Annotated in this window: 16 protein-coding genes and 1 pseudogene; 13 read left to right on the top strand and 4 right to left on the bottom strand. The window is 48.8% G+C overall.

Translation table 11 applies throughout. The annotated features are described in order from the left end of the window. Positions 1–26: 26 nt before the first annotated feature. A complete protein-coding gene (locus tag B9P82_RS17550) occupies positions 27–725 on the bottom strand; it encodes an RluA family pseudouridine synthase (protein ID WP_016156422.1) in 699 nt (232 codons plus the stop codon). A gap of 133 nt (positions 726–858) precedes the next feature. Here B9P82_RS17550 and B9P82_RS17555 point away from each other — a divergent pair, with 133 nt between their 5' ends. The 5 genes from B9P82_RS17555 to B9P82_RS17575 all read left to right on the top strand — a co-directional run bounded on the left by B9P82_RS17555 (position 859) and on the right by B9P82_RS17575 (position 4,398). After that, the gene (locus tag B9P82_RS17555) at positions 859–1,650 is read left to right on the top strand and encodes a PhzF family phenazine biosynthesis protein (RefSeq protein WP_101700697.1); all 792 of its coding nucleotides are present in this window, start codon (positions 859–861) and stop codon (positions 1,648–1,650) included. Positions 1,651–1,686: 36 nt separating this feature from the next. Continuing rightward, complete coding sequence (locus B9P82_RS17560; protein WP_016156420.1) at positions 1,687–1,995, top strand: monooxygenase; 309 nt, start codon at positions 1,687–1,689, stop codon at positions 1,993–1,995. A 245-nt stretch (positions 1,996–2,240) separates the two neighbouring features. Further along, positions 2,241–2,636, top strand: coding sequence for a RidA family protein (locus B9P82_RS17565; RefSeq protein ID WP_047358442.1), 396 nt, complete (start codon positions 2,241–2,243; stop codon positions 2,634–2,636). 27 nt (positions 2,637–2,663) lie between these two features. Then, on the top strand, positions 2,664–3,632 hold the full coding sequence (locus B9P82_RS17570) for a threo-3-hydroxy-L-aspartate ammonia-lyase (protein WP_101700698.1): 969 nt from the start codon (positions 2,664–2,666) through the stop codon (positions 3,630–3,632). A gap of 124 nt (positions 3,633–3,756) precedes the next feature. Then, positions 3,757–4,398: a helix-turn-helix transcriptional regulator gene (locus B9P82_RS17575; RefSeq protein WP_016152975.1), complete on the top strand. Its 642-nt coding sequence runs from the start codon at positions 3,757–3,759 to the stop codon at positions 4,396–4,398. Positions 4,399–4,404: 6 nt separating this feature from the next. Here the strand turns inward: B9P82_RS17575 and B9P82_RS29295 are convergent, their stop codons facing one another. Then, entirely contained in the window at positions 4,405–4,536 is a 132-nt protein-coding gene (locus B9P82_RS29295; RefSeq protein WP_256387623.1) for a hypothetical protein, read from the bottom strand. Positions 4,537–4,939: 403 nt separating this feature from the next. Between B9P82_RS29295 and B9P82_RS17580 the strand changes: the two are divergent. Beyond that, positions 4,940–5,433: pseudogene (locus tag B9P82_RS17580) on the top strand (molybdopterin-dependent oxidoreductase). A gap of 17 nt (positions 5,434–5,450) precedes the next feature. Further along, positions 5,451–7,379: a putative bifunctional diguanylate cyclase/phosphodiesterase gene (locus tag B9P82_RS17585; RefSeq protein ID WP_047358443.1), complete on the top strand. Its 1,929-nt coding sequence runs from the start codon at positions 5,451–5,453 to the stop codon at positions 7,377–7,379. A 154-nt stretch (positions 7,380–7,533) separates the two neighbouring features. Here B9P82_RS17585 and B9P82_RS17590 read toward each other — a convergent pair whose 3' ends face one another. Then, the gene (locus tag B9P82_RS17590) at positions 7,534–8,493 is read right to left on the bottom strand and encodes a YbgA family protein (RefSeq protein ID WP_047358444.1); all 960 of its coding nucleotides are present in this window, start codon (positions 8,491–8,493) and stop codon (positions 7,534–7,536) included. Positions 8,494–8,696: 203 nt separating this feature from the next. On the opposite strand from B9P82_RS17590, the gene B9P82_RS17595 reads away from it, so the two are divergent. From B9P82_RS17595 to B9P82_RS17615, 6 genes are all read left to right on the top strand, one after another. After that, positions 8,697–9,806: an AI-2E family transporter gene (locus B9P82_RS17595; RefSeq protein ID WP_101700699.1), complete on the top strand. Its 1,110-nt coding sequence runs from the start codon at positions 8,697–8,699 to the stop codon at positions 9,804–9,806. A gap of 119 nt (positions 9,807–9,925) precedes the next feature. Continuing rightward, positions 9,926–11,710 (top strand): sensor domain-containing diguanylate cyclase, encoded by a 1,785-nt coding sequence (locus tag B9P82_RS17600; protein ID WP_101700700.1) that lies wholly within the window; start codon positions 9,926–9,928, stop codon positions 11,708–11,710. A gap of 218 nt (positions 11,711–11,928) precedes the next feature. After that, on the top strand, positions 11,929–12,933 hold the full coding sequence (gene trpS / locus B9P82_RS17605; RefSeq protein ID WP_101700701.1) for a tryptophan--tRNA ligase: 1,005 nt from the start codon (positions 11,929–11,931) through the stop codon (positions 12,931–12,933). A gap of 349 nt (positions 12,934–13,282) precedes the next feature. Further along, on the top strand, positions 13,283–13,444 hold the full coding sequence (locus B9P82_RS28510) for a hypothetical protein (protein ID WP_016152967.1): 162 nt from the start codon (positions 13,283–13,285) through the stop codon (positions 13,442–13,444). 289 nt (positions 13,445–13,733) lie between these two features. Beyond that, entirely contained in the window at positions 13,734–14,477 is a 744-nt protein-coding gene (locus tag B9P82_RS17610) for an SDR family oxidoreductase (protein ID WP_101700707.1), read from the top strand. A 287-nt stretch (positions 14,478–14,764) separates the two neighbouring features. Beyond that, a complete protein-coding gene (locus tag B9P82_RS17615; protein ID WP_047417686.1) occupies positions 14,765–15,325 on the top strand; it encodes a hypothetical protein in 561 nt (186 codons plus the stop codon). Positions 15,326–15,701: 376 nt separating this feature from the next. On the opposite strand, the gene B9P82_RS17620 is transcribed toward B9P82_RS17615, so the two are convergent. Further along, positions 15,702–16,574, bottom strand: coding sequence for a LysR family transcriptional regulator (locus tag B9P82_RS17620; protein WP_016152964.1), 873 nt, complete (start codon positions 16,572–16,574; stop codon positions 15,702–15,704). Between the last annotated feature and the right edge of the window lie 64 nt (positions 16,575–16,638).

The raw sequence follows: 16,638 nt of genomic DNA on the forward strand, positions 1-16,638 counted from the left end.
CGCCATCTGGCGGCTTTTTTATATCCTCAAAACGGGCTGGCGTTTTGGGCCGTCATCCATTCCTGACTGACCGGATGCCTGAAATGCAGTTCACTGGCATGCAGCATCAGTCTCGACGTCCGTTCGGTGCCTGGCAGCAGACGCCCACCATATAAATCGCACCCCAAAATGGGATGCCCCAACTGCTGACAGTGGATCCGCAACTGGTGGGTACGCCCGGTTTCAGGTGTCAGCCGTACCCGCGTCAAAGCGAGTAATGTCCCATCTTGCTGGCGATGATGAAAACGTTCAATAACCTGATAGCGCGAGCGCGCGGGTTTACCGTTAATGGCGCAAATCGACATCAGTGGAAACAGCGCCGGGTCTTTGGCAATCGCTGCATCTATAACGCCTTCATCGTTTTTCAGATGCCCGCACAACAACGCACTATACACCTTGCTTACCGCGCGCTGACTGAACTGCTGGCAAAGCGCGGCGTTGATAGCCTTGTTACGGGCAATCACCATCAGCCCTGACGTCCCAAAATCAAGCCGATGTACCAGCGTACAGCCGGGGTAAATCTGTACCAGCCGGTGATGTACCGAATCGAGATTCTGCGGATTTTTCCCCGACAAACTAAGCAGTCCGGTGGGTTTATTGATAAGCACCAGATGCTCGTCCTGATAGAGGATCGCTATCTCCTCATGACAAGGCGGGGCAATAAAGGTATCGAGGATCGTAGACATGAGCGGCCAGGATGAAGTGTGGAAACGGATGATAGCGAATTTTTACCACACTGGCGAATCAGGGCGCTTAACCAATGACAATCATTGCATGATAGAGTGTGGGATATCCTGAGTGCGATGAGAGGGTTACACCGTGCAACAAATCGATTTCTACATGGTAGATGCCTTTACCACTACGACGTTTGGCGGTAATGCCGCAGCAGTATGCCCGCTCGATGACTGGTTGCCCGATGAAATATTATTAAAAATGTCACAGCAGCATAACCAGTCGGAAACCGCTTTTTTTGTCGCTAGTGAGAATGGCTTCGAGCTGCGTTGGTTTACCACGCAAGGAGAAATTAATCTGTGTGGGCATGCCACGCTTGCCGCCGCACATGTCATCTTTGAACATCTGGATTTCCCGGAAGCGACCATCCATTTTGCCACCCGTTTTGTGGGTCCACTGACGGTCACGCGCAGCGGTGATTGGCTGACGCTTGATTTTCCTGCCTGGCAAAGCGAACCTGTCGAACCGCCCGCCTTACTGCTGGAAACCTTGGGCATCACCGAATATAAAGAAGTGCGCGTCGCGCGCGATTACATGGTCGTGATGGAGAATCAACAGCAGGTTGAGGCTGTGCGCCCGAATATCCACGCCATGATTCCCCTCGGGAAAATGGTATGTATCACCGCGCCGGGTGACGGAGAATACGATTTCGTCAGCCGTTTCTTCTGCCCGGGTGAAGCGGTCGCGGAAGACCCGGTCACCGGTTCGACGCATAGCATGCTGATTCCTTACTGGGCTGCAAAACTGAATAAAACGAAGATGCTGGCGCGCCAGGTCTCTGAACGCGGCGGCGATTTACGCTGCCAACTGACAGGAACGCGTGTTTATATCGGTGGACAAGCAGTAACTTATCTGACGGGTAAAGTGCTGTTACGCTAGCAGCCTTACCCGAATTAACCAATCCATGGAGGATTTATGGCGAACAAACTCGTGCAGATACACTTTGATTTTCCTGGTCCGTTTGGCACTGAGATGTCACATCAGCTTGTTGAACTGGCCGAATCCATCAACCAGGAGCCGGGTTTCATCTGGAAAATCTGGACCGAGAACGCAGCAAACCACGAAGCGGGTGGCATCTACCTGTTTCAGGATGAAGACAGCGCTCTGGCCTATATCAAAAAACACACGGCCCGCCTGAAGCACCTGGGTGTGGATGACGTGACGTGCAAAATCTTCGATATCAATGAACCGTTAAGTAAGATTAACCACGGCCATATCGGCTAATTTTTGGCTTTAACGCCCCGCCCCGGGGCGCTTCTTCACTCCCCTGCTTTACCCTCATCAAAAGCGTTCCCCCTCTTTCACCGCGCCAGGATAGCTATATAACGTGGGTCACGTTTGCCATAGTTCACAAAATCATCATCTGTGAGAACTATCACTAGCCGAACGCGGTTTGAAAGCGTATAAAATAATACAAACAGTATTATTTTATACAAAATGAATCACCACTAACTACAGGAGATTCTCATATGTCCGTGGACATTACATTGAACTCATCTGCAGGAGGTTTTCCGCCTGCAGGTCATTACTCGCACAGTACAACGGCTGGCGGATTCGTCTTCATTTCTGGTCAGTTGCCGGTCACAAGTGATGGCGAAAAAAAAACCAAGGCCTCTTTTGAAGAGCAGACGCGGCTGGTACTGCAGAATATTGATGCCTGCCTGGCTGGCGCTGGGGTTTCTCGACAGCACCTGGTGTCAGTACGCGTCTATGTAACAGATATCAACCAATGGCCAACGTTTAACAAAATCTATGGGGAGTGGATCGGTGATTTCCGGCCCTCCCGCGCGGTAGCGGGCGTTGCAGAACTTCATTATGGTTTCGCGCTGGAAGTTGAAGCTATAGCCCTGGCCCCACAAGCATGACGTTTAACGACATACAGGTGAACAACAATGACTGAGATGACACTGCCTGATTATAACGATGTTGCCGCCGCGGCAGAGCGCATCGCCGACTATGCCAACAAAACGCCGGTGATGACCTCCCGAACGGTTAATGACGAATTTGTTGCTGAAGTTTTCTTCAAGTGCGAAAACTTCCAGAGAATGGGCGCGTTTAAATTTCGCGGAGCCATGAATGCGTTACGCCAGTTCACGCCAGAACAACGCGCTGCGGGCGTCGTCACCTTTTCGTCCGGCAACCATGCGCAGGCCATTGCCCTGTCGGCAAAATTGTTGGGGATCCCGGCGACGATTATCATGCCGCATGATGCCCCGGCGGCTAAAGTTGCAGCCACAAAAGGCTATGATGGAAATGTGGTGATTTACGATCGTTATACCGAAGATCGTGAAAAAATCGGGCGGGAGCTGGCAGAGAAACAAGGATTGACGCTGATCCCGCCATACGACCATCCGCACGTGATTGCGGGCCAGGGCACCGCCACAAAAGAGCTGATTGAAGAAGTGGGTCATCTAGACGTTCTTTTCGTGTGTCTGGGCGGTGGCGGCCTGCTTTCGGGCTCCTCACTGGCAGCCAGACATCTGTCACCTGACTGCATCATCTATGGTGTCGAGCCGGAGGCAGGAAACGATGGTCAACAATCGTTTCGCAGCGGAAAGATTGTTCATATCGATACGCCGAAAACCATTGCTGACGGTGCTCAGACCCAACATCTCGGGAATATTACGTTTCCGATTATCCAGCGAAATGTGCACGATATTCTGACTGTCTCAGACGATGAATTAGTCGCCTCGATGAAATTTATCGCTGAGCGAATGAAAATTGTCGTGGAGCCGACTGGCTGTCTGGGTTTTGCCGCCGCCAGAGCGCGCAAAGCTGAACTTCGCGGCAAAAAAATCGGCATTATCATCAGCGGTGGGAACGTGGATATCAGCCGCTACAGTGAATTCCTTGCCGGGTAATCAAGAAGGTATCTGCCATGCGGATACCTTATTACCGTCTGAACACTCGCGTCTGGAAAAGCGAACCCTGCTCACTGTAAACTGCCCGCAATCATGGCAACAGGCATCACCGCAGGAGACTGGCATGCCAAAAACCGATAACAACTCACTTCTCAGCCAAATTGACACTATCGCCAGGGGCTTGAGCGAGACCTTCTCTCCGTTTTGCGAAGTGGTGGTTCATGATCTCAAAAATCCTGAACATGCCATTTTATCCATCCATAATAACCTGTCCGGGCGTGAACCCGGTCAACCGGCAACAGAACTGGGTCTGGCGCGAATCGCATCGCCTGAATTTCCCAGCATTATTGCCAACTACAGCAACCAGTTTGCCGATGGCCGCCCGGTGAAAAGTACCTCCATCGGCATCAAGGATGACGAAGGCAAATACGTAGCAGCACTCTGTCTGAACGTGGATATGACGCTGTTTCGTGGCATGCAGAGTGCCCTTGCGCGTTTTACTGAAACCGCGGACTCTCCCATTAAGGAACATATCGATCCCGGCAGTAACGAAGTCATCCGCCAGCGTATCGATGACTTTGCCGCTAAATGCGCAACGACGGCCCGCGCCCTGAAACCTGAAGACCGTAAACGACTGATTCAACAATTACGCAAAGACGGTTTGCTGAACGTACGAAAATCTATGGACACAGTGGCGCAGCATCTGGGCGTCTCCAGAGCAACCGCCTATCTGTATGCCCGCCAGTCGGCTCAGGCTGGCGAATAAACCCGGTTATGCGGCGCTCAGCAAGGTATATCCGCCTGGCTCAGGCAGCAAGCCAGTGCGGCTATTCCCCCAATCGCGGTGCATCCAACCATTGATAAGTTCATTAAGTTGCTGGCGATCCCGTAGGTGATTTTGCATATTTTGAATTCCTGATAATTGACTATTTTTGAACGTCTGCTACGCCTGTGTAATCTAATCCCGGGAATAGGCAAAAGTTCGATTTATTCAACAAGGTTACCCGCCGATAAAACAACGATTCCCTGTCGCTGCACAAAAAAAATAAACCTTTATGATCGTGTGATTTTTTAACAACCACAGAGTGGGTGTTTTTTGTACAGGCACAACAAAAATCACCGTCCGTTAATAACAGACTTCGCCTGATTTAATAAATATTCATAACCATTAAGCATGGCAACCCATTGATTTAAATGAATTAAAAAACAAATAACTTCACATCATCAATAATAGACAGGCGGAATATATAAATAGCGTGATATCTAAATTATAATTCTTTTACATCCGGCTGATTGGTGAGGTTAGAATGCGGTTAATAGTCATGTTGGTAAGCGTTGTGCTCTCCACCCAGCTTTGGGCGGGTGAACTTTCCAGGCCCACCGGTAAAGTTCTTTTAACGTTATCCGGTAATATTGAAAATACAAATGAAGACGGGAAAGCGGTTTTTGATACCGCCAGCCTTGAGAAGCTGGGCATGGTAAGTTTTCAGACCACCTCCCCCTGGTATAATGGACGTACGACCTTTCGGGTATTCCACTACAAAAACTCATGGATTATGTTGGGGCGAGCGGCTCCGTTGTAAAGGTTACTGCGCTTAATGACTACACCACCGTTATCCCTCTCAGTGATTTCAAAAAATACAATGCCATCCTTGCTTTAAAAATCAACGGAAAATATATGCGCATCCGTGATAAAGGCCCATTATTCATTGTGTACCCCTATGACAGCATGCCGGAACTAAATAATCAGATTTATTATTCAAGGTCTGCATGGCAGGTCAGTAGTATGGATATTGAGTAAGCGTTCAGAGGAACATCATGAACAGAATACTGGCTGGCATCATCTTTTTTCTTTTTATATCGACCGGATATATCTCTTTCCTCGTGCATGAAAGGCAACAAGAGCTACAGAAACTGACTCACTACACCGATTCCTGGTCTGCCGCTCAGTTGGTATCTCAATATTACCGATTTGAATCGTTGCTTGGTCTTTACACTATCGATGATACGATGAATCTTGATGATGTACGCATGCGTCTCGACATTATGCTCAGCCAGAGTGATTTGATAAAAGAAGGTGATTTGGGGCGCTACATAGAAAGCAACATTGCCCACCGTGAGCTAGCGGTAACACTTGAAAATACCCTTAGTTATCTGGATGATAATCTCGAGAAAATGAACCGTCCAGCACTCCAGGCGTATCTGAAAAAAATGCATACCCTGGATGCACAACTTGGCCGTCTTTCATCCGGCGCATTAAACAAAGATGTTAACTCGATTAATAACGCCAACCAAAAAATTCAAACGCTGTACTATATTTACTCAACGACATCTGTACTGCTAATAATACTGAGTGCGATTCTGGGCGTGCTCATTTTTTATCAAAACAGAAATATTCTGCGGGCGCACCTTCAGGTCAAGAGTCTTGCCGAAGAACTGCAAAAATCGAAGGAAAAGCTACAAATTCAGAATGCCAAGCTGGAATATGACGTCTACCATGACTCGCTCACCGAGATGAATAACCGCCAGCTATTCTGGAGCGATTTAAATAAAACAATCGAAATGGCAGAGAAAAATAACGATGCTGTGACGGTGATGTTGTTTGATTTAGATCGATTCAAAGAGGTCAATGATACGTATGGTCATGATGCCGGTGATATGTTACTGCGCCAGATATCCGATCGTCTGATTTCGACAAGCCTTACGTCGGATACGTTGTATCGCTTAGGCGGGGATGAGTTTGCGTTTCTCTCAAGTGGTCTGACAGAAAGTCGGGCCGTTTCGCGAGCCCAGAAAATATGTGAGTTTATCAGCCAGCCCTACACCATTTACAACACAATTATCAACATAACCACCTGTGTTGGCATTGTTATCTCAGAAAATGAGCGCCGCTCCGACTATCTTTATAAATTTGCCGATCTGGCCCTTTATGAAGCCAAAAATGAAGGCTCTGGCAAGATAAAAGTCTTCCGGCAACGAATGTTAGAAAAATTGCAAGAAAGCAGAACGCTTGAGCATGATATGGCATTAGCAATAGTGAACAAAGAGTTCGTGGTGTATTACCAGCCTATTGTCGATTCTTTCAGTCAGAAAATATACAGCTATGAGGCGCTAATTCGTTGGGTCCATCCTCTCAAGGGCCTCTTGTCGCCGGATAGCTTTATTCCTGTTGCTGAAAAAACAGGGATGATTAATGAGATGGGGAAAGCGGTGCTGGAAATTGCCTGCAGGGAAGCCGCGGGTTGGGCGGTTCCGGCTAAAATTTCAGTCAATGTCTCCCCTGTCCAGCTAAGCAGCAAGGCCTTTGCAGGAATCGTGTTAACCATTCTGAAAGAAACTGGACTTCCACCTGACCGCCTCGAACTGGAAGTGACTGAATCCTCTCTCTTTACCGAGAGTGCTACGCCGATAAATACGCTTAATAAGCTCCGGGCCCTGGGGGTAAAAATCTCCATCGATGATTTTGGTACCGGATACTCTTCTCTTTCGCGCCTCAGCAGACTTGCCTTCGATAAAATCAAAATAGACAAGTCCTTTGTGCATTCGATATCTACGCAGGAAGACGCCCTGACTATCATCAAACTGATCACGGGCATGGCGAAATCTCTCAATATGAAGGCTGTTGCAGAAGGTGTTGAAACGCAGGAGCAACTGGCAAGACTTCAGGCTCTGGGCTGCGATTTCGCGCAAGGATATCTGTTTGGCAAACCTCAGCCTTGTATCGATGAAGAAATCAGAAACGGTTAAATCGCGGTCGGCACATTTGCCCGTGGGTGCAGGGCCGCATTTTCTCATCGATTACACACCGTGAAAGTTATCACTGCTTAAACGCATCAGAAAACGGCAGGGATAACCTTCGCGAACAACGGATATTTCTGCCCCAGATTTACTCGCCATCAGGCTAATTAATCATTAACCGTAGGGCTAAATCCTTCGGATAAGGATCAAAATAGTTCTGGGTAAGCAAATAGCTGTCTGGGTATTCAGCAAGGTAGTGCTTGAGCAGAGTCAGTGGCGCCAATATTGGCAGCAGTCCGCCGCTATAGTTGAGGATAACGTCACGCAACTCTCCGCGCTGGCGGGTGTTCAACCGATCGCGGAAGTAGCCCTGAATATGCATCAGTACGTTGGTATGATTTTTCCGTGAGGCGGGCTTTTTGAGGATCGCCATTAGCTTTTCGCGATATACCACGAAAAAAGCGTCCAAATCATCCCATTGATGGAGCGAGGCCACGAAAGGGCCAATATCCCGGTAACCCGCCTGGTGATGAGCCAAAAGCTGGAGCTTATAGCGGCTGTGGAAGTTGAGTAAACCGTGGCGAGTAAGACCAGAGGCTCGCAGCATATTAAGCTCATGTAACGCAAACACTCGCTCAACAAAATTCTCCCTCAGCACCGGATCGTGCAAGCGGCCATCTTCTTCGACCGGCAACCACGGGTAGGTTTCCATTAAGGTGCCGGTAAACAGACCGGTTCCCTCTTTTCGCCCGCGATTTCCCTTTTCGTCATACAGCCTCACTCTCTCCATTCCGCAGCTCGGTGATTTAGCACAGACGATAAAACCCGACAGACCGCCAAGCCCATTGATATATGAAGCGGTGAAATCGGACATTTTATCGGTGACATCCTCACCAGGCGCATGGCTAAAACACATGCGGATATTCCCCAGGGCGGTTTGAACCAAACGCAACGCGGGGCGTGGTACAGGCAAACCGATGGACATCTCCGGGCAGACAGGTTTAAAAGTCACCCACTGAGCCAGCTCGTCCATCACAAACCCCATCCGTTTATGCCCGCCGTCGAATCGCACGGCTGAGCCGGTTAAACATCCACTAATCCCGATGACAGGTTGAGTGTTCATAACGCCCCCTCTTTTTTTGACGCCCTTTTTCGGGAAGAAAAGTATGACTGTTTCACTAATAAATCATAGCGTACGTTATTTATCTGTCGCAGGCTCCCTACGAAAAACAGGTTAACCAATTTAAGTAAATATGCGCAGCGAAAGTTGGTAATTCCCCTGAACGGTTCTATAGTCGGGACTGCTTCTCATTACAGGGTTCACTAATGCGATTTAACGGACTGACTAAAGGTTTCTTCATTTTCATACTTGCCCTCGTGACCTGGGCGTTCTTCGATGTGTTGTCTCCCTATTTCTCTGCCATTTTGTGGGCCGCAATCTTAACCACCATCTTTAACCCGGTGAAAAACAGACTGCGCAGCGCGCTTGGCGAACGTAACGGGCTGGCGTCACTGCTCACCATCGGCATCATCTGTCTGATTGTTTTTATCCCACTGATGGTGATCTTCTCCTCGTTGGCTATTGAGCTGAACGTGGTGTATGCCAAATTACAACAAAACGACACTCAGTTCCCGGAAGTGGTCACCGCCATTATTTCGTATCTTCCTGACTGGGCCAGAGGATTCCTCGCAGAACATAATCTGGATAACGTCGCGCAGATCCAGAAAAAACTGTCCGACGTTGTACTGCAGGGTGGACAGTACCTCGCCGGCAGCGCGTTCCTGATTGGTAAGGGGACATTCGGCTTTGCTATTAGCTTTGGCATCATGCTGTATCTGCTGTTTTTCTTACTGAAGGACGGGCCGTTCCTGGTGCGCCAGATTCTGGACTCATTACCGCTTTCTGATTTTGCCAAACAGCACCTGTTTGCCAAATTCGTCGGCGTGACGCGGGCAACGGTCAAGGGCACAGCGGTCGTGGCGTTGGTTCAGGGTATTCTTGGCGGCATCGCGTTTGCAATTGTCGACATCGACGGCAGCGTCCTGTGGGGCGCGCTGATGGCGTTTCTCTCCCTCGTGCCCGCGGTCGGCTCAGCGATCGTCTGGGTAACTGCGGCAATATTCCTCTTCGCCACGCACCAGCTGTGGCAAGGGCTGTTTATCGTTGGCTTCTTCGTGATTATCGTCGGGCTGGTGGACAATATCCTGCGCCCGCTACTGGTGGGTAAAGACACCAAAATGCCGGATTATCTGATTCTGATTTCCACTCTCGGCGGAATGGAGATCTACGGCATTAACGGCTTTGTGATTGGCCCCCTGATTGCCGCACTGTTCATTACCTGCTGGAACCTGTTTTCCGGGCGCGATCATGAAGGTAACGTGGAAGGAATCGACGAAGCCTTTATGGAAGAAGGAAAAAATCCTCCAGATTTATGATGGCAGGACGATAACAGAAGGCGGTCCTGAGACCGCCTTTTTTATTTTCACGCAAAATCATACGTTTCCTATAATTTCAATCATGCTTATTCATTAATCGTCGCAGAAGGAACTAATCAGTGCGAATTGCCACAATCACCAACTGGGCCTACAGCGCGACGGTGTGTCTGACCATTGCCTCTGGCGTTGTCATGTTGATGGCCTCCAGCGCCGATAACACCGAACGCCAGGTGGTGGAGCAGCGTTATCAATTCGATCAACTGACCGAAGAAGTCGAGCTCGATGCCTGGTCGCTGTCCAGTCTGGCACGCGAATATGTTATTGCAAAAGACCCGGAAGCGCTTAACGCCTACCGCCAGAAAGAAGCGTCGCTGAAAGCCGTTGAACAGCGGCTGTCGAAACTAAAAGATATTGGGGCGACGGATGAAGAGCTGGCGCTATTGCATGAAGGGCTGCAGATTGTTGATGCCCTGCAGGATGAGCAAGCTACGGCGCTTGCCAGCGTCGCGCGCGGAGAAGAGTCGCAGGCCATCGCCCTGCTGTATGGCAAATCCTATGAACAGGAACTGGAGCGAGCCCAGGACCGGATAGATCATTTCCGTCAGTTACTCGACAGCCGCGTACGCAACACCATTGAAGATGCCACTCAGACATCGCGCACGCTACGTACGGCTTCGGAAGTGATGGTCGGGCTGACGGCGCTGCTATTTTTGTTCGTTCTCGGCTTTATTTTAAAACGCCGTGTACTGCGTCCCGTGGTGCGTTTGAGCGATGTGGTTAACCGTCTGGCGTCGCAGGATTACGCCGTTGAGACACCCAGCTTTAATCAGATCGATGAAATCGGCGATATGGCGCAGGCGATCCGCATTTTTCGCGAGAACGGCCTGGCACGTCAGCGACTGGAGAAAGAACGAGACGCCGACTGGGCAATCCGCGAGCTGCTCGCACGTATGACTCAACGTTTGCAAGGCTGCGAGAATTTTGCCGATGTCATTAATGTGGCAGAGCTGTTTGCGCCGAATGTTGCTCCCGGTATTGCCGGGCGGCTTTACATACTGGATCGAGAGCCCTGGCAGATGCGCTGCGTTGCGCAATGGCTTTCACCGCAGGGCAAAGCGGATGCTTTCCACCCGGACGAATGCTGGGCAGTGCGCCGCGGTCAGAGCCATCCACCGGTGCAAGGCGAACCCGATATCGCCTGCTACCATCTACCGGAATCATGCCAGCAGCATACCCTGTGCGTGCCACTGATTGCCCAGGGTGAAGCCATCGGCCTGCTCTCATTCCAGAACCTCAGCAATGATTCCGCTCCCTCTCGCGCGTATCTGGAACTGATGGCGGAAGCACTCGGTCTGGCGTTAGCCAACCAGCGCCTGCGTGATGCGCTGCTGGAGAAAGCACTCTACGACCCGCTAACCGGCCTGCGCAACCGTCATCATCTGGAAGATACGCTGCGCACCCAGATGAGCCAGGCAGTGCGTAACAAAGAGCCAATCAGTTGCCTGATGATCGATATCGATCATTTCAAAAATATTAACGACCGCTTTGGCCATGAGGCGGGCGATAGCGTGATAAAAAGTATCGCCACCACTATTCAGCGCGTTGTCCATGACAGCGGCATGGCCTTCCGCTACGGCGGTGAAGAGTTTCTGGTGTTGCTGGCCAATACGGATGAGCAGGCCGCCAACCGCTTTGCGACAGATATTTATAATGGTGTACGCGAACTGTCGCTGCGCTTTGGACTTTCAGAGATTGGTCACGTTGATGTCTCTATCGGCGTTGCCAGCTATCCGCAGCACGCCCAGAGCGACAACCTTCTGCGCGCCGCAGACGTGGCGCTGTATCGCGCGAAAGAGTTAGGCCGTTCGCGCATCGTGAGCTTTGGCATGCTGGAAGCGAGCTAAGATACGTCAGTACGCCGTGCATTGCTTTACCTCTGCGCCAGGCGGTGATATGTTGACTGGATGAACACAAAACACGATATCACCGCGTTTAATCACAACCTGTGGTGGCTGCCTTCTTAAAGGCGGTCAGAATGTGTTTTCCCCATTTTAAATAACCGCCGAAAGGCGGTTATTTGCATTTAAAGACCCCTTTCGGTTTTTTGATTAAGGAGTCTTACATGAACAACAAAACTATCATCCTCACTGGCGATCGTCCCACTGGCCCGCTGCATCTCGGCCACTATGTTGGCTCTCTGCGCCAGCGCGCCACGCTGCAACATGATTATCAGCAGTTTATATTGGTTGCTGACCTGCAAGGGCTAACCGATAACGGCAGCACACCACAAAAGATCCGCAACAATATTCCCGAAGTGCTGGCTGATTACCTCGCCGCAGGAATCGACCCGTCACTCACCACCATTTGTCTGCAGTCGGCCCTGCCCGCCCTCGCTGAGCTGACCGCGCTTTATATGAACATTGTTACCGTGGCTCGCGTGGAGCGAAATCCTACGGTCAAAAACGAAATTGCGCAGAAAGGATTTGCCCGCTCGTTACCGGTTGGCTTTCTGGTTTATCCCATCAGCCAGGCAGCAGATATTACCGCTTTCAAAGCCGAGGTGGTTCCCGTCGGCGACGATCAGTTGCCCATGATCGAACAGACCAATGAGATCGTGCATAAGATGAATAGTCTGTTACCGACCTCTGTCTTGTCGCATTGTAAAGCGCTACTGAGTGAGACCAGCCGTCTTCCAGGGATCGACGGTAATGCCAAAATGTCAAAATCGCTCGGCAACACACTACTCCTGTCTGCCAGCGAAGAGGCTATTCATCATGCGGTCAGCGCAATGTACACCGATCCCAATCATCTAAAAGTGTCCGATCCGGGGCAGATTGACGGCAATATGGTATTTACTTACCTCGATGCTTTTCATCCGGATAAAACAAAAGTGGCGGAGATGAAAGCGCATTATCAGCGCGGCGGGCTGGGTGACCGGACATGCAAAAACGAGCTGGAGATGTGCTTGCAGGAGCTTATCGCCCCGATGCGCGAGCGGCGGGCAACCTACATCCAGGATAAAGGTATGCTGATGGCGATGCTCAAAAAAGGAAGCGAAGAGGCGCACGAGGTCACGCAGCAGACATTAAAAGAAGTAAAGCAAGGGCTGGGTTTGCCGGTGTTCTGAACTCAAAGTACTACTGGTTCGATAAATAAAGATAGCTCCCGACGAATGACAATCGCCGGGAGTGGCGCAGCTATGCGTTGACGCGTAAAGATAACCTCTGTCACAGAGGCTAATTAATTCGCTGTTTAATAATCCACGCAATACGATATGTCGTTTTTTATGCAGTGTAATTTCTACCCTGCACCTTCAATTATTTCAACTAATCATTATGAATTACCCATTACATGTACGGGTTCGAAATCCTCACCTTGCCTGAGATATGATTATTTGTTAAATTAACCGCATTAGCGTTAAATACATTGAGCATTACACAGACGCTATTTATACAATAATGAATGATGGAGTTAAAATGAAGTATGCGTTTGCATTAATGTTGAGTATGGTATTATCAGGTTGTACCGCAAATGATTGGGTGGATGCTGCAAGTGGGATAATGCAGGCAAAAGACCAACACGATAAAGACGCAAGAAACAATCGCATCAAAGAAGCCAACAGGGCTGCAGGCTACTGATATCTAAATGATTAGCACATCCCTCTTCTTGTCTTTATAAACAGAAGAGGAATGGTATTCTAAACAAATTTACTGACTAAATAGCACAATTAAAATTGGTGTATAGCGCATACATATCCTTGCAGAGAATATAATAATCTAACGCTCAGTCCGCTCCGCGCCAGATGCTGGCTTTGCAAGTCCCCTATCCCTATTCCTCATGTGAAAATGGCACTAATTGAAAGATGCCAATCCACTTCCTCATGTATATCTATATCCACACATAGTCATAAAGAAAGGATGGATGAAGATGCTAAGAGGTAAAAGAGCTGTAATTACGGGTGGAGGTGGAGGATTTGGTCAGGCGCTGTGCGTGTGGCTGGCGCGAGAAGGCGTCGAGGTGAATTTTTGCGCGCGGCGTGCTGATGATATTCAAAAAACTTGCAGTATCATCGCGGCTGAAGGATGGATTGCAAAAGGATATATCTGTGATTTAACCCAGCCTGAATCCCTTTCGCAGTTTTCTTCACAGTTGTTAACTTCAGACAAGCCCATCGACATTTTAATCCTCAATGCCGCCCAGTGGCTGTCAGGAACGTTAGACGATCAACCAGACGCAGAAATTATCAATACCGTCAGTTCAGGACTGACAGGTGCGATTTTACTGACTCATGCATTGTTGCCTGGGTTAAGACGTTCAGAAAGTGCGGATGTCGTCTCAATAATATCTTCATGTGGGATTCCGAATTTTACGGATTCAATTGCGCATCCCGCTTTTTTTGCCAGCAAACACGGGCTTAGCGGATTCACATCTAAACTGTCACACCAGTTGTCCGAAGAAAATATACGTGTGACCGGGTTGTATCCACCGGATTTCGAACTTACAGGGTTAGATACGTTTGTTGATAGTCAATCCAGAATGGGGGAACGTTTATTAAATGGACGCTCAGTCTGGGAAACAATTCGTTTTGTGCTCGCTCAACCGCGTAGTTGCCATATAGGTAGTATCTACTTTCAAGGTCCAACTCGCGAGAAACTGAGTTCCAGGGGCTGAATTTGGTGACGTTTAACAACGTGCTCAACGTCCGTTCTTGACCTAGCGGCTCTTGAAGGTCGCCAGCCAGACTGCTCCGTGCCAGATGCGGACTTCTCACACTTCGGCTTATGTGGTCAAAATCTGTATGTCACTACACTTTATAGTATTTATATCAATAGTTAAGATAAAATTAAGGTTAACTGGCATTTCATTCGAATACGTAGCCCCACCCGTTAAATGAATGATGGCCTTAGACAGGAGCATTGCCAAGGTTCATGTAAACGATACAGGAAAGAGAACATCAGATGCCATGTATATACTCACTCAATGACCTGCTCGGACTGCTTGTTTTTTCAAGGAAATATCACTTTCTCTACGATAATCTGGACTGCCTGATCATTGCATGGGCTGAAGATAAAATTACCGAAGGAAATGATTCGGTGACTCTCTTAATTCTCGCTTCACTTGGTCTTGATAATCAACCTGAACGTACTGAGGTTGAATTATATCTGTCACGATACATGATAGAGCAGCGGATTGTACTGCCACCGCTAAAAACAGCAGCATTGGTCTGGATAAAGCTATTTATGAGTCAACTTTCCCAGTGCACATCCATTCATGATGCAGAACAAAAAATGTATTTTCTGGTGTGTCATTGGTTTGAACCTGACGTAAAGATTTTCGAGGCAGCGGTCGATATGCTGAAATCGCTTTACTGGCGTCTCTTTGATGAATGGAAAGGGCCAGGTACAAGCAAAGCGGTAAGGATGGTGGAGTCAGAATTCTTTGATCTGATTAATCGTGCGATGCTGCCCTATTCCCATAAAATTGAGAATCCAGATTGGCAGAATCTGCTTGTTCGGTAATTTTTACCTGCATCCTGAAAGATGTCTTTCATGTGTGAAAAACTCCATCCAATTTGAATTCCTTTTCGCATTTAACTTAAGCATATTCTGCCAAAACCTCATCGTTCCCCCTTTGAACCTGGAAACAAAGTTAAGCAGACTGAATAGCCGCTTTGTGCCAATGGCAGACTGGCAACGAACGAATCAGAGAGCAGATGTCGTTCTTACTACAAAACAGTGGTCAAATTTCTTGACCAATCCCAGGAAAGAAATCTTCAGCAACTCTATTAAATTGCATTAGTCAATCCTGAAACTGAAAGCCTGCATCGATAATAGATCCATATAGAGTATTTACCAGCCCAAAAGCCCTAACGGCACAATATGGTTGTGGAATACCTCAGTGGGATGAAACAAAGGAAACAAAGCAATTCAATACCCGGCTAACCTCACGATTTTTAAGCCATATCATCATAGTATTGACATTACCAATGTGAGGAGTAATAGAGTGGCACCGTATGGGGAAGCTCGTTTCATACTGTTTGACGACGCTCTCAGGCAATAATGCAATGCCCATTCCGGCACTTACGCAACCAAGTATTGCCTGAAAAGAACCAAACTCCAGCGGGTCGTCATAATCGACATTTTGTAGCCGTAACCATTGCCCAAGCCGGGAACGATAATTACATCCTTTCACAAAGACGAGCGGCCTTGTCACCTCCAGATCGGCTCCCGTCACGACATCACCATGCTCTGCGGCCGTAACCAGAACCAGGGTTTCCTGACACAGCACCTGCGTTTGTAGCCTTGAATTGTCTACGTGCAACGCCTTGTGGTCAGCGACGAAGGCAATTTCAAGTTCACTATTCTGGATCTGACGAACTAACACATCTGTCGGTGACGTTTTTAAGTTTAATTCTACGGAGGGCATTTCACGGTGGAAGTTTGCCAGCAAAGCAGGAAGTCGGACGGCGGCAGTGGTTTCCATTGCGCCAATGCGCAGAGGGCCAGCCGCTTTCGTTCCCTGCATAGACAACTCGGCTTCGTCTAAAAGCGCGAGGATTTTGTTAGCGTAACGCAGAAGCAGTTCACCTTCAGGGGTGATGTGAAGACGATTCTTCTCGCGAACAAACAACGAAACATCCAGGCTGGACTCCAGTTGCTTGAGCCGCGTCGTGACGTTTGAAGAAACGCAGTGCAGATTACGGGCTGCTGCGGTGATAGAGCCGGTTTCCGCGACGGTTTTAAACAAATTTAATGAGGTACTGTTCATCGTGTCTGTCACTCAAAGTGAAGGTTTTCGTCATTTTTATTAACTTTTTATTATCATTTCTTTA

The sequence above is a fragment of the Citrobacter sp. L55 genome, from assembly GCF_002850715.1.
GTDB lineage: Bacteria > Pseudomonadota > Gammaproteobacteria > Enterobacterales > Enterobacteriaceae > Citrobacter > Citrobacter braakii.

Bases quoted from the DNA above. Each gene is read 5' to 3' on its own strand.
- B9P82_RS17550 (WP_016156422.1), bottom strand. From the start codon at position 725: ATGTCTACGATCCTCGATACCTTTATTGCCCCGCCTTGTCATGAGGAG.
- B9P82_RS17560 (WP_016156420.1), top strand. From the start codon at position 1,687: ATGGCGAACAAACTCGTGCAGATACACTTTGATTTTCCTGGTCCGTTT.
- B9P82_RS17565 (WP_047358442.1), top strand. From the start codon at position 2,241: ATGTCCGTGGACATTACATTGAACTCATCTGCAGGAGGTTTTCCGCCT.
- B9P82_RS17570 (WP_101700698.1), top strand. From the start codon at position 2,664: ATGACTGAGATGACACTGCCTGATTATAACGATGTTGCCGCCGCGGCA.
- B9P82_RS17575 (WP_016152975.1), top strand. From the start codon at position 3,757: ATGCCAAAAACCGATAACAACTCACTTCTCAGCCAAATTGACACTATC.
- B9P82_RS29295 (WP_256387623.1), bottom strand. From the start codon at position 4,536: ATGCAAAATCACCTACGGGATCGCCAGCAACTTAATGAACTTATCAAT.
- B9P82_RS17585 (WP_047358443.1), top strand. From the start codon at position 5,451: ATGAACAGAATACTGGCTGGCATCATCTTTTTTCTTTTTATATCGACC.
- B9P82_RS17590 (WP_047358444.1), bottom strand. From the start codon at position 8,493: ATGAACACTCAACCTGTCATCGGGATTAGTGGATGTTTAACCGGCTCA.
- B9P82_RS17595 (WP_101700699.1), top strand. From the start codon at position 8,697: ATGCGATTTAACGGACTGACTAAAGGTTTCTTCATTTTCATACTTGCC.
- trpS (WP_101700701.1), top strand. From the start codon at position 11,929: ATGAACAACAAAACTATCATCCTCACTGGCGATCGTCCCACTGGCCCG.
- B9P82_RS28510 (WP_016152967.1), top strand. From the start codon at position 13,283: ATGAAGTATGCGTTTGCATTAATGTTGAGTATGGTATTATCAGGTTGT.
- B9P82_RS17610 (WP_101700707.1), top strand. From the start codon at position 13,734: ATGCTAAGAGGTAAAAGAGCTGTAATTACGGGTGGAGGTGGAGGATTT.
- B9P82_RS17615 (WP_047417686.1), top strand. From the start codon at position 14,765: ATGCCATGTATATACTCACTCAATGACCTGCTCGGACTGCTTGTTTTT.
- B9P82_RS17620 (WP_016152964.1), bottom strand. From the start codon at position 16,574: ATGAACAGTACCTCATTAAATTTGTTTAAAACCGTCGCGGAAACCGGC.